Consider the following 14,039-nt stretch of genomic DNA (forward strand, 5'->3'; position numbering starts at 1 on the left):
TAAATAGTGAGTTTTAAATCTTTTTTACCATAATTTTGTTATTACAAACATAAACTAATATATTATCATCTTCTACTATTTGTTCTGATAATACTAGTTTAGCAAGTTCATTTTGAATATTATCTTGTATTACTCTTTTTATTGGTCTTGCACCATATTCAGGATCATATCCTAGATGGGCGATTAGCTCTTTAGCATCTTGAGATAAACTGATATCTAATTTTAAATGTTTCAATCTACGTTGCAAATAAGAAAATTGAATATCTATAATCTGATGAATATGAGAGATAGTTAAAGTGTGAAAAATAATAATTTCATCAAGTCTATTGAGAAATTCTGGACGAAATGTATGTTTAACAATGTGCATTACTTCATCATTTCTTTCAAGATGACTAGCTTTTGTAAGCATAATTTGAGCACCAAGATTAGAAGTTAATATCAATATAGTATTACGGAAATCTATCAATTTACCACAACTATCAGTCAATCTTCCTTCATCTAAAACTTGTAGCAATAAATTAAATATATCGGGATGAGCTTTTTCTATCTCATCAAATAGAATGACTTGATATGGTTTTCGTTTGATTGCTTCAGTTAATCTACCTCCTTGTTCGTATCCAACATATCCAGGAGGAGCACCAATCAGTTTTGATACAGAGTGTTTTTCCATATATTCTGACATATCAAAACGTAAAAGAGCTAACTGACTATCAAATAAAAATTCAGCAAGAGCTTTTGCAAGTTCAGTTTTTCCTACTCCAGTTGGACCTAAAAATAAAAATGAGCCAAATGGTCTATTACTATCTTGTACGCCAGAACGAGAACGTCTGACTGCATGACTGATTGATTCTATTGCCTCTTGTTGTCCTATTACTCTTTTTGATATTTCAGATTCCATATTGATTAATTTTTCTTTTTCACTATGCCTCATATTTTCTACTGGAATACCAGTCCATTTTGATACAATACTTGCAATATCATCTTCAGTGACCTCTTTCTTTAAAAAGTGACTAGCAACTTTTTCCTGATTTCTTAATTCAGTTTCAAGATTAGGGATTATTCCATACAGTAATTCACCTGCTAATTCTAAATTACCATTACGCTGAGATGATTCTAATGTTTTTCTTGCATTATCTAAGTTTTGAGCAATTCTCTGTATATTAGATATTTTCTCCTTTTCAATTGTCCATTTACTATTTAAATCAAGACATTTATCATCAATCATCATGATCTCTTCATTTATTTTATTGAGACGTTGTCGAGAATAATCATCACTTTCTTTTTTTAAAGCTTCTGACTCAATTTTTAATTGAATAATTTTTCTTTCACATTCATCAATTACTTCAGGCTTACTATCCATTTCAATTCTTACTTTACTTGCAGCTTCATCAATTAAATCAATTGCTTTATCAGGTAAGAATCTATCAGAGATATATCTATTAGATAATGATACTGCAGCAATAATTGCATTGTCAGTGATTCTTATCCCATGATGTACTTCATATTTTGCCTTTAAACCTCTAAGTATAGCAATACTATCATTTTCAGTAGGTTGAGAGATCAAAATAGGTTGAAAGCGCCTTGCAAGTGCTGGATCTTTTTCTATATGTTGGCGATATTCATCTAAGGTAGTTGCGCCAATGCATCTCAACTCTCCACGTGCAAGAGCTGGTTTGAGTAAGTTTGATGCATCCATAGCTCCACCTGTTGCTCCTGCACCAATTAAAGTATGTAATTCATCTATAAAGATAATAATTTTTTCTTCTGTATGAGTTAATTCATAAATAACTGCTTTTAATCTTTCTTCAAATTCTCCTCTAAATTTAGTACCAGAGATGAGTGCTCCAAGATCTAAGCATAATACTTTTGCATTTATTAAACCAATCGGTACATCATTGACAACTATTCTATTAGCAAGTCCTTCAACTATTGCAGTTTTTCCAACACCAGGTTCCCCTATCAGAACTGGATTGTTCTTTGTTCTTCTTAATGATACTTGAATAGTCCTTCTAATCTCTTCGTCGCGACCAATCACAGGATCTAACTTACCTTGTATTGCAAGTGCTGTAATATCTTTAGTATATTTTTTAACTGCATTGAATATATTTTCACTATTTGATGAATCCGCATATCTGCCATTTCTGAGTTTTGTAATCACTAAATTTAATTTGTATTGTGTAATACCACTTTTTGATAAAATCTTGCTTACAATATTATCTGTGTGCGCAATTAATCCTTGTAATAATCTTTCAATAGTAATAAAGGAGTCTTTATATTTTTTAGCAATTTCAATTGCATTTTCAAGTACTTTTGCCACTTCTCTTGAAAGTTGTATAGGAGTAGTACCTGATCCTTCTACTATAGGTAGCCTTTTAATGGCACTATGTGTTTCCTCTAAAATTTCATTTATCTTTCCTCCACATTCATTGATTATGGTATGAATAATGCTTGATTCGTCTTCTAGCATTACCATTAGTAGATGTTCTGGCATCAGAGTTTGATTTCCTTGTCCTAATGCTTTTATCTGAGCACTATTAATTGTATTTTTTGCCTTTTCAGTAAATTTATTTAAATCCATTAGATTAAATCTTGAATCATATTCTAATAATATAGTTATATATCAAATGATTGAATAAATTAACACTTAAACTTACTAATTAACAGATAAAATATCTGATCTTTTACAAATTTATATCTTTAGTTGAATATAATCAAATTACTCGTATTTATAATCACATTGATCATCAAATGATATTATCTATCATAATGCATGTCGTCTATAAAATACACTTATAGTGTATGTTATTAATATAGATTTAATTGCTACATCATAGTGAATATGAATCAGTCTAGACTTCATGCATATGAAATGTTTTATTCCATGTAGATATATTATCATAATATGTCATGTATCGAAAAAATGAAAGAGAATCATTGATCTTGAATCATTTTATTCTTTAATTCTAATTCACTATAATATTTTTTATATGTATTATGAATTTTCTTAAATAAAATAATATTGTTGTTATGTTACATTAATATTATTTATTTTAAGAATAAAATTTTAAAAAAGTCATCCATGAATTTTAACAGTGCAATTGTATTAATTATATGAAGAAAAAAATTTCGATATTAGGATCAACTGGAAATGTAGGAAAAAAGACTGTAGAATTGGTATTACAAAGAAAAATGGCATATCAAGTCGAAGCATTAAGTGCATACTCGAATTTTACTCTATTAGCATCTCAAGCAAAATTACTAAATGCAAAATATGTTTCGCTCTATGATTCCACACATTTTCAAAATTTAAAAGATAGTTTATTAGATACAGATATAAAAATAGTAATGGGAGCTCAAGGTCTACAAGAGATTGCTGGAATACCTGTTGATCTCTCAGTAATTGCAATATTAGGAATTGCTGGTCTTGCGCCAGTACTTCAAGTAATCAATAGCGGTACTAAAATAATTGCAATTGCAAATAAAGAAAGTATAATCTGTGGAGGCAAATTATTATTGCAGCAAGCGAGAAATCAAAATGTTCAGATTATTCCTATAGATTCTGAGCATAATGCAATTTTTCAAATTTTACAATATGATAATCAATGCATAGAAAAGATTATACTTACTGCTTCTGGTGGACCATTTTTAAATTATAGACTAGAGAAACTACAAACAGTAACAGTAGATTCTACTTTAAAACATCCCACTTGGAATATGGGAAAAAAAATTTCAGTTGATAGTGCAACAATGATGAATAAAGCATTAGAAATGATAGAGGCTCATCATTTATTCAATATAATAGCAAATAAAATTGAAGTTGTGATTCATCCTGAATCTATTGTACATGGCATGGTTGTGTATAATGATGGTTTTTACTTTGCTGTACTTGCAGAACCTGATATGGCTATTCATATTCTATATGCTCTATCTTGGCCACAAAGAAGAACAAATATAAATTATAGATTGGATTTCACTAAGCATAAGAAATTGACTTTTCAAAAACCTAATTATGATCGTTTTCATGCACTTAAGCTTAGTTTTGAAATTCTCAACTCTACTAATATACACTGTAATAGTATTATTCTAAATGCTGCAAATGAAATAGCTGTACATGCATTTCTAAATGCTAGCATTAGATTTTTAGATATAGTGAAGATAGTAGAATCAACAATAGAACATTTTCATGGCAATACTAATATCAAGACATTATCTGATATTATGCAAATTGATTGTACAAGTCGTATTATTGCTCTGAATATTATTCAAAAACAATATTATTGTGCATAAATGATAAAGAGATTGAAAAAGCATTCAATAGAGCATTTCGTAGTAAATATCTTTTTATATATTAATTATAAGATACTTGTATCTGACATACATCGCAATAAGAGGAGCTGTAAATATCAAACTATCAACACGATCTAAAATACCTCCATGACCAGGAATTAGTTTGCCACTATCTTTTACGCCATAATATCTTTTAATCAAAGATTCGGTGAAATCTCCTAGTTGTGCTATAATAGCAAAAATTATACCAATAATAGGAGATAATGTTAATGAACAGAGATCAAAAAAAATTGATCCACACATTGCACATCCTATTCCAGCTAATATTGCACCTAGGCAACCGGAACAAGTTTTACCAGGACTAATAGTAGGAAAAATTCTTATTCCTCCGAAACATTTACCAATAAAATAAGCACTAATATCAATACTCCATATAGTGAAAATAAACCATAATAATATCTGCTTGCCATTTTGAGAGTGATATAGCGAGATTAATGATGCATTTGGTACTGCTATACAGAATAGTGCAATCACTTGCAATATACTGCTACCTTTAGTAATTTGATACCATTCAAAAGAAGATAACACTGCTATTGAACAAATAAAGATATAAAATGATTCATCGCTCCAATATGTTGCAAGAATCAACAAGAAGAACATTACTATTGAAGAGAATATTCTGACTATTAAATTAGAATGCATTATATTCTTTCTCGCTTATGATTTAATTTTTAATTACTATACTCAAAATTTTGACAAGAAAAAATTGGACTCTTGTTCTCAAGAGACCTATCATATTGATATATTGTATAATAAAACAGTTTATTAATGTAAATGCTTTACACACATTAATAAATCTAATTATTAAGTTAGTGAATATCTTCATATGCACTCTTATTATCTGAGTGCTATTACTTATATATTATCATTATTACTCTGTAATTGTTTTACTATATCTCATTATAATTTAGTTATTTAATATCTCCTGTTCTTTAATAGATAGTGTATTATTAATCTGCTGAATATGATGATCAGTAATACCTTGTATCTCTTTTTTAGTACAATGCAATTCATCTTCTGAGATCTTTTTATTATGTTCTATTTTTTCTATTTCTTCCATAATATCTCTACGTATATTTCTAATAGAAATACGAGCATTTTCGGCATACTTATATATTAATTTTACTAATTTATGACGATGCTCTTGTGTTAATTCTGGAAGAGAGATACGTATCATATTACCTTCTACAACAGGATTAACATTTAAATGAGCGTTGAGGATAGCAGTTTTTACTTCACTTACTGCATTGATATCCCATATGTTAATTAAAAGAGTTTTATGATCTATAGCTGATACAGATGCAATCTGATTTAATTTTTGAGAACCTCCATAAAGGTTGACAGATATACCATTAAATAGTGAAGAAGAAGCTCGACCAGTACGTACTCCTCTGAGATCATCACAAAAATACTGAACAGTTTTTAGCATTTTAGCTTCTATTTGATTCTTTACATGATTTAACATATATTTTATCTAGTGTGTATAATCTGAAATTATAGTAAAAATACCTTGACCTTGAACAATATTCAAGATTTTTTCTCTCTTTAAAGAAAAAACTACTATTGGAATAGAATTATCACGTGCTAGAGATATCGCAGATGCATCCATCACTTTTAAATCTCGAGTTAATAAATCAGTATAATGTAGTTTATCATACATAATCGCATGCTGGTTTTTTTCTGGATCAGAAGAATATACACCATTCACTTGTGTACCTTTGAGTATAACATCACAGTTCATTTCAACAGCACGTAACGCTGCAGCTGTATCAGTCGTAAAAAATGGATTTCCTGTACCTGCTGCAAAGATCACTATCCTATCTTTTTCTAAGTGACGTATAGCTTTTTTTCTGATATAAGATTCACAGATTGTATTCATTGGGATAGCAGATAATACTCTTGCAGAAACTAATTTAACATCTAAGATGTTTTGTAGCATTAATGAATTTATGATAGTGCCAAGCATACCAATGTAGTGGCTACTTGCTTTTTCACATCCACTTAAAGATGCGGATTCACCACGAAAGATATTTCCACCTCCTACTACAATGCATATTTGCACTCCTTCTCTATATACATCCACTATATCTTGACATAACTGATTTATGAGTTCCATATCATAACCAAAAGGCTGCGACCCCATCAAAGCTTCACCAGATATCTTATACAATATCCTGGGATATTTTATCTTACTGCTCGTAGTGATTGAAGTATACATTTTACTTGTATTTAATTCACAATCCTAATATCATTAATTTATAATCGTGTAATATAATAGGTCCTAACTCACTATTTGCTATCAAATCAGCAATCTTAACATTCTCATCTTTTATAAATTTCTGCTCTAGTAATACGACTTCTTCAAAATACTTTGCTATCCGTCCATTGACTATTTTTTTGATTACATCTTTAGGTTTATTTAAATGTTTTACTTGTGAAGTAATGATAGAACGTTCTTTTTCTAGTGTTATGAGATCTATATCATTTATGCATAACACTTCAGGTTTCATAGCAACAATATGCATTGCTATTTCTTTTCCAATCTGTTTCAATTTATCAAGCTGTTGAGATGTGGTTTGCAATGCAACTAAAGATCCAGTTTTACCCAAATTATATGTATCACCGTGTACGTATCCAGAGATAATACCAGTATTGTGGATAGATAAATACTGCAACTTACTCAATTCTAGTTTTTCACCAAGTACTAATGCCATATTCATTACAGCTTCTTGTACCATATTGATACTATCATATCTCATAGTGTTTAATTCATCAAGACTTGTACATTTTGTGTGACATGCTATTGATGCTATATTTGCAATTAAGTCTATAAATTTTTCATTTCTTGCAACGAAATCAGTTTCGCAATTTAATTCAACTAATACTCCGTATCCTTCATTTATATGTATTGCAATTAATCCATCTGAAGTAATTCTATTGGATATTTTATTAGCTTTAGTAAGTCCTATGATACGTAATTTATTATAAGCTTCCTCTAGATTGCCACCACATTCTTTGAGCATCTGAGAACATGTACTTAATCCAAGACCTGTTCTTTCACGTAATACTCTAATATTATTTAGATTCAAAGTCACTTTTTACTACCTCTTCTTTTGAATTATATTCGTGTGTATAAATTCTAGTACGCTTTCTTTTAGTTTGTATTATAGCATCTTCTTTATCATTAGAATATTCTTCATCTATATCTACTTTTTTATCAGTAAGATTATTACTTCCAGATGATGATTTTATCAAACTAGATTCAATGCCCGCTAATATAAAATCAGCAGCTAACTTACAATATAGTTCTATTGATTTTCTTGCATCATCATTACCTGGAATCGGGTACAAAATATCATCTGGATCAGAATTAGAATCCAATATTGCAGCAATTGGTAATCCTAATTTTTTAGCTTCTTTTACTGCAATATGTTCTTTATTAGTATCAATAATAAATAAAATATCTGGAATAGCGCCCATTTCTCTAATGCCACCCAATGATTTCTCAAGTTTTTGTGTTTTTTTTTCAAGATTGCCTAATTCTTTCTTGGTTAAAAAACTATTTTCATCATTCAGTATTTTTTCATATTGTATTAAGGTCTTAATAGAAGATGAAACAGTGCCCCAATTAGTCAGCATACCTCCTAACCATCTATAATTCACATAATATTGACCGCAACGTATGGCTTCACTTGCAATAATATCTAAAGCTTGAAACTTTGTACCTACAAATAAAATACGTCCTCCTTGTAATGCAACTTCATACAATGCATTCATAGCAATATGTAATAATGATAATGTTTTATTCAAATCAATGATATGTATACGATTTTCTTGATGTATTCCATATATGTATGGAGCCATTTTTGCATTCCAACGACTAGTCTTATGACCAAAATGTACACCAGATCCAGCCAAATCACGCACAGTAATTTCAGGTATAGTTACCATATTTTTTCTCCAAATAGTTTGTATTTTTGAGCATCCACTCTATAGATTATTTACATACGCCATATATTTATAATGTAGTCACTATGTATAGTAATAAAAAAGATCATTAAGTACAAATAAAAATTTATTGACATAGTATAACATATTTACTAGTGTGAAAGTGAGGAAGATTTTACAATTTGGGGGTGTAGCTCAGATGGTTAGAGCGCATGCCTGTCACGCATGAGGTCGTGAGTTCAATTCTCATCACTCCCGCCAGCATACAATATATGATATTTTTTTCTGATATCACTAATTATTAAATGTAAAAACTCATTTTAACAAGTCTATAGATACATAAAACATCTATAACTATGATAGATAGAGTAGACTCAATATAACTTATGGTCCTTATAGATATTTATCATGCAGGATAAAACCTTTACAATTATTGATGGATATGGTTTCCTCTTTAGAGCATATTATGCACTACCTCGCTTCGTTAATCAACATGACATACCAATAGGTGGTGTATATGGTTTTCTTAATATGCTATTAAAATATATTAATGAATCAGATTATCTAGTGATAGCGCTTGATTCTGGAAAAAAAAATTTCAGACATAATTTGTTTCCTGCTTACAAAGCTAATAGATCTACTATACCGGACGCACTGATTCCACAATTTACTCTGCTAAGAGAAGCAGTGCATGCTTTTGATATAAAATATGAAGAAATGGAAGGATATGAAGCAGATGATATCATTGCTACACTAGCGCTTCATTTCTCTAAACAAGATTATTTGAAAGTAATAGTAGTATCATCAGATAAAGATTTATTTCAGCTTTTAAAGGATAATATTTTAATTTTTGATCCGATCAAAAATATGTTTATAGACGAAAATATATTGATGAATAAATTTGGTGTGATGTCAAATAAGCTACTTGATTTATTTGCTATGGCTGGAGATGCAGCAGATAATATCTTAGGTATACCTGGTATAGGCATTAAAACTGCTAATAAATTATTAAATGAATTTGGTTCATTAAACGAGATTATCAATAATATTCATAATATTAAGCAGACTAGAATACGTGATATTTTCAAGCAACATAAAGAACAGGCAATTATTGCAAGAGCATTATTATCACTGAATGATCAAGTGAAATTTCAACATGATATTCAAAATTATAGAATTAATATTACAAATATAGAAAAAATAGTATCTTTTTTAAAGAAGCATTCACTTCACTCTTTAATAAAAAAAGTACAGAAACTATTACCTAAAACTCAGCTCATTGAACACAAGATATCATATTATGATTCCCAAGAATTAGAAAAGTTTCTAGCACATTGTAGATATGAAGGTAAAATTGCAATCTACTATAATGATCAATATAAAATCTTCAATCTTTCTTATAATGAAGAGAATATTTTACATATAGAGCAAAATCAGATCTATCAGACATTGGATGCTATTAATACAATATTACTATCAAGTGAAGTAATGAAAATTATATATAATATTAAGGAATTAAGTATTATCATTCCTACAATAGAACAAACTATGTGTTCCTCGATCGAGGATATCATGATCATGTCATACAGTCTTGATACAGGTTTACATGATCATAGTATATCAAATATAATAGCACATAATTTTGATACAAAAATCTCATTATATTCTTCAAAGACTTTAATAACAATTTATAAAAAACTCATTCAAAGATTATTTCAGGAAAAATTGTTCTCAATTTATGAGTGTTGTGATAAGCCTCTCATTAGAGTAATACTCAGTATGGAACGAATTGGAATTTGTCTAGATGCAAAAAAAATAAGCAAATTATCTGAGAAATTATCAAACACTCTAGTTGTATTACAAAATGAAATATATGCCTTAGCAGGTCAGGAGTTTAATATTGCTTCTCCAAAACAGTTAAGTGATATCTTATTGAACAAGATGCAGATTTACAAAAGACGTCATCTCAAGATATCCAATTTTTATAGTACAAACTCTCACATTCTACAACAATTGGTCATAGATGGAGAAGAAATCGCTAGTAAAATTCTTAATTGGCGTCATTACAACAAGATACGGAGTACATATACTGATTCATTGATTAATTTGATTAATCCGACTGATGGTAGAATACATACAACCTTTTCAACAACTATAACAGGAAGAATTAGTTCTCTAAATCCTAACTTACAGAATATTCCTATAAGAAGTCAAGAAGGCATGCTGATTAGGGAATCATTTATTGCTAACACAGGATATCAAATCATTTCTGCAGACTATTCTCAAATAGAATTAAGAATATTGGCACATATTGCAGATATTAAATTATTTAAAGATGCTTTTACACATGAGCAAGATATTCACAATATTACTGCAAGGCAAGTGTTCGCTATACCACAAGATATAAAAGTCGATAATATCACAAGAAATAAAGCAAAATCTATTAATTTTGGTATTATCTATGGTATCAACTCTTTTGGTTTATCGCAGAAATTACAGATTACTGTTCAAGAAGCTTCTAAATATATTAATGACTTTTTTGAATGTTATCCAGAAATTAAGTTATATGTAGAACAAGTTATTTCTTTTGCAAGAAGACATGGTTATGTAGAAACATTATTTGGAAGAAAATGTTTTATCAAAGAAATCAATAATACTAGACTTGATCGTAGAAAATATGCAGAAAGATTAGCAATAAATGCATCAATACAAGGTACAGCTTCTGATATCATAAAACGTGCAATGATTCAACTCTTTGATCTTTTACAAGAAGGGAGTGATATCATCTTACAAATTCATGATGAACTATTGTTTGAAGTAGAGAATGAGAGAGTGAGGGAAACAGTACAGTTGATAAAAGCAGTTATGGAGAATACAACCGAAATATCTGTACCACTAAAAGTGAAAGTGCAAGTTGGTAGCACTTGGAATTTTCAGTCCAATTAAAAATACTATATTTCCTCATTTTTATGATATAACATTTTATTCAACATTTAATGTATATATTTTTTTATTTCATCTACAATTCTATCAGATAGTACATCATCTGATGAAGAATCAATTGTAAAATGAGTAATATATTGTCCCTTAGGACCCATTAAGTATATTATTGAAGAGTGATTGATTTCTTGTTGTATTTCAATTGGATTACTCACAAACACTTTATAATTTGTAATAATTGTATCTATTTCGTCTCTTGTACCAGTTAACATTTGTATTCTATGATCAAACTGCTGTTGAAACTCTGTTAATTTTGCAATAGTATCTCGTTCAGGATCTACAGTGATAAAAAAAGTTTGTAACTGATTGTTGATATTGCTTTCTAGTTTTGATAATACCTCTGAAATTATTCCTAAATTCATAGGACAAATTTTTGAACATGATGAAAATCCAAAATATAACATAATATATTTATCTATAAAATCTCTACTGCGAATAATTTGTCCATCTTGATTAATTAAGGAAAACTCTCCTCCTATCTTTACTTCTGAAGTTTTTTCTTCTATAAAAAATATACCTTGTTTAGTAAGATAACAATATCCTAGAAAAGTAATAGCTAGTGTAATTAAAATACCCGATAATAATCTTATAATTCTCATTATTCTATTTAGTCCTCTCTCATTAAATAATATTTTTATTAATCAATCCGTGCAATATTAATACTGCCATATTGGATTCTTTATTTCATCCAGCAATTTTTTATGTGCAATTATTTCATCATGACTTGGAGTATATGATCTATAAGTAATATTATGATGTACTTTATATTCTGATGATACTGTATCATCAGAATATTCATCATTATTATTGGTATTATCAAACAATAGAGTTTGCAGGCCTCCAGTAAGTTCCACATATACTCTTGCAAGTAACTGCGCATCAATGAGAGCTCCATGTAATTCTCTATTTGCTAATGATATATTAAAACGTTTACATAGCGCATCTAACGATGCAGATGCACCTATCACTTTTTGTCTTGCAAGTAATAATGTATCTAATATTCTTTCTGAGGAAATCAGTGTAGCACGAATCTTTCCTAATTCCATGTTCAGAAACTTAAGATCGAACTCAGCATTATGTATTATTAAAATATCATCAGATATAAAATCCAAAAATTCATTTTTAATTTCTAGAAATAAAGGCTTATCTTGCAAAAATTTTTCACTAATTCCATGAATCTTAAATGAATGGTAAGGGACATCTCTTTGCGGATTAAGGTATTTATGAAATATTTTACCTGTTGGTATGCGATTTATTAATTCTATGCATCCTATTTCAATCACCCTATGACCAGAATCAGGATTTAATCCTGTTGTTTCAGTATCAAGTACTACTTCACGTCTTTTATCTCTCATAGCTAATTATTTTATGATAGCAAGTTTATGAGCCTGCGATTCATTATCATCATGAAATTTTTGATAATTAATAGATACTAATAACCAATTTGATTCCAGTAAACTAATATTTTTTTTAAATTGCCATTTATCTTCAATTCTATTTATCACAGATGTACTGCCAGAGACAATATCACCTTTGTGATTTTTTGCAAAATTAATTTGTTCCGAAATAAAATTTACCGTAATAAATAAAACATTTTGTATTAATTGCATCTCAATAATTTTTTGTGAAATAATTGCAACAATTGTTGTATTATATACATATGTACGACATTTTATCATCTCTGTAAAATTATTATATAAATCTTGATCTACTAGCGACTGAAGTTGTTGTACATTACCTTGAGTAAAATACTTGATAATTAATTCAAAAGCTATAGCTGCACCTTCTATAAAATTTTTGATAGAGAAATCTTTCTGATGTTGTAATATCTCTTTATAGATTAATTTCATTGAGTTGATATTATGACTATCGATATAATCATCAATATTTTCTACATTTCTTTCCATATTGTCATCATGTGCAATAGTGAGTGCATGTAAGTGGAAATAAGTAGATTGACCTAAAGAGTGAAATAAACGTGAAAAAATAAAAGCTGCTACTAAAGCATATATTATAAGTTCTATCATAAGTCACTAACTCCACTGAGTCATTTGGATTTGCTATCCAAATTTAATATAGATATATTATATAATAATCTATTCGATATTTCAACTTAATTGCAGGAAAAGTAAATATGTTCAAAAGAAAAATGAGAATTCATGCTCAATATATTAAAGATTTATCATTTGAAAATCTTAGTTTATTCGCTCTACCTTCAAGTAGAGCACCAGATGTGAATATTACGGTTAATATTAATTCAATGAAATTAGCACGTACTACAGGTCAGAAAATCACAAATGCAGATACAGACTCTTTACACGAAATTACTTTACATGTAGACATCAAGGGCACACTTCAGGAAGAAAAGATTAAACAAGATGATCTTGTCTTCATTTGTGAAATAAAGTACTGTGGAATTATTTCAATCGAAAATTTTTCAGAATTAAATGAACAGGAAGCAAAAAAGGTATTATTGATCAGCGGACCCACTCTTCTTTTTCCCTTTATGCGCGAAATCATTGCAAGAATAACAAGTAGTGGTGGTTTTCCTGCACTCATGTTAGATCCTATAGACTTTGCAACTTTATATGAACAACATAGTTAAAGATTTAAAGAATTTTTAGAATAAATTTAACGTATTCTTCGTATATTGAATCTTGATGATTGCACATATATATAAAAAAGTTTTTAGTCAAATCTAGTATCTGAATATTAATATATTTTAATCAATGCTCTAGTATTTA

Annotated in this window: 12 protein-coding genes and 1 tRNA gene; 4 read left to right on the forward strand and 9 right to left on the reverse strand. The window is 29.0% G+C overall.

The window, feature by feature from the left end; translation table 11 throughout:
- Window positions 1–13 precede the first annotated feature (13 nt).
- Window positions 14–2,578, reverse strand: coding sequence for an ATP-dependent Clp protease ATP-binding subunit (locus tag MC061_RS02085; RefSeq protein ID WP_259535652.1), 2,565 nt, complete (start codon window positions 2,576–2,578; stop codon window positions 14–16).
- A gap of 533 nt (window positions 2,579–3,111) precedes the next feature.
- On the opposite strand from MC061_RS02085, the gene dxr reads away from it, so the two are divergent.
- Entirely contained in the window at window positions 3,112–4,287 is a 1,176-nt protein-coding gene (gene dxr / locus MC061_RS02090) for a 1-deoxy-D-xylulose-5-phosphate reductoisomerase (protein WP_259535654.1), read from the forward strand.
- 54 nt (window positions 4,288–4,341) lie between these two features.
- Here the strand turns inward: dxr and MC061_RS02095 are convergent, their stop codons facing one another.
- The 5 genes from MC061_RS02095 to rpsB form a co-directional block, all read right to left on the reverse strand.
- Window positions 4,342–4,989 (reverse strand): phosphatidate cytidylyltransferase, encoded by a 648-nt coding sequence (locus tag MC061_RS02095; RefSeq protein ID WP_259535656.1) that lies wholly within the window; start codon window positions 4,987–4,989, stop codon window positions 4,342–4,344.
- A 265-nt stretch (window positions 4,990–5,254) separates the two neighbouring features.
- A complete protein-coding gene (gene frr, locus MC061_RS02100; RefSeq protein WP_259535658.1) occupies window positions 5,255–5,812 on the reverse strand; it encodes a ribosome recycling factor in 558 nt (185 codons plus the stop codon).
- 9 nt (window positions 5,813–5,821) lie between these two features.
- Complete coding sequence (pyrH, locus tag MC061_RS02105; RefSeq protein ID WP_259535660.1) at window positions 5,822–6,565, reverse strand: UMP kinase; 744 nt, start codon at window positions 6,563–6,565, stop codon at window positions 5,822–5,824.
- 16 nt (window positions 6,566–6,581) lie between these two features.
- The gene (gene tsf, locus MC061_RS02110; RefSeq protein WP_259535663.1) at window positions 6,582–7,442 is read right to left on the reverse strand and encodes a translation elongation factor Ts; all 861 of its coding nucleotides are present in this window, start codon (window positions 7,440–7,442) and stop codon (window positions 6,582–6,584) included.
- The gene (gene rpsB / locus MC061_RS02115) at window positions 7,423–8,298 is read right to left on the reverse strand and encodes a 30S ribosomal protein S2 (RefSeq protein WP_259535665.1); all 876 of its coding nucleotides are present in this window, start codon (window positions 8,296–8,298) and stop codon (window positions 7,423–7,425) included. The genes tsf and rpsB overlap by 20 nt, the downstream gene beginning before the upstream one ends.
- A 181-nt stretch (window positions 8,299–8,479) precedes the next feature.
- Here rpsB and MC061_RS02120 point away from each other — a divergent pair.
- Window positions 8,480–8,556, forward strand: a tRNA-Asp gene (locus MC061_RS02120).
- 147 nt (window positions 8,557–8,703) lie between these two features.
- A complete protein-coding gene (gene polA / locus MC061_RS02125; RefSeq protein ID WP_259535667.1) occupies window positions 8,704–11,241 on the forward strand; it encodes a DNA polymerase I in 2,538 nt (845 codons plus the stop codon).
- 47 nt (window positions 11,242–11,288) lie between these two features.
- Here polA and MC061_RS02130 read toward each other — a convergent pair whose 3' ends face one another.
- From MC061_RS02130 to MC061_RS02140, 3 genes are read right to left on the reverse strand one after another with little or no spacing between them, the layout of a single operon-like run.
- Complete coding sequence (locus tag MC061_RS02130) at window positions 11,289–11,897, reverse strand: SCO family protein (RefSeq protein WP_346268844.1); 609 nt, start codon at window positions 11,895–11,897, stop codon at window positions 11,289–11,291.
- Window positions 11,898–11,951: 54 nt separating this feature from the next.
- A complete protein-coding gene (gene dnaQ, locus MC061_RS02135; RefSeq protein ID WP_259535671.1) occupies window positions 11,952–12,650 on the reverse strand; it encodes a DNA polymerase III subunit epsilon in 699 nt (232 codons plus the stop codon).
- Window positions 12,651–12,656: 6 nt separating this feature from the next.
- Window positions 12,657–13,322 (reverse strand): Tim44/TimA family putative adaptor protein, encoded by a 666-nt coding sequence (locus MC061_RS02140; protein WP_259535674.1) that lies wholly within the window; start codon window positions 13,320–13,322, stop codon window positions 12,657–12,659.
- A 107-nt stretch (window positions 13,323–13,429) separates the two neighbouring features.
- On the opposite strand from MC061_RS02140, the gene secB reads away from it, so the two are divergent.
- Window positions 13,430–13,900 (forward strand): protein-export chaperone SecB, encoded by a 471-nt coding sequence (gene secB / locus MC061_RS02145; protein ID WP_259535676.1) that lies wholly within the window; start codon window positions 13,430–13,432, stop codon window positions 13,898–13,900.
- Window positions 13,901–14,039 lie beyond the last annotated feature (139 nt).

Source organism: Wolbachia endosymbiont of Howardula sp., from assembly GCF_025021925.1.
GTDB lineage: Bacteria > Pseudomonadota > Alphaproteobacteria > Rickettsiales > Anaplasmataceae > Wolbachia.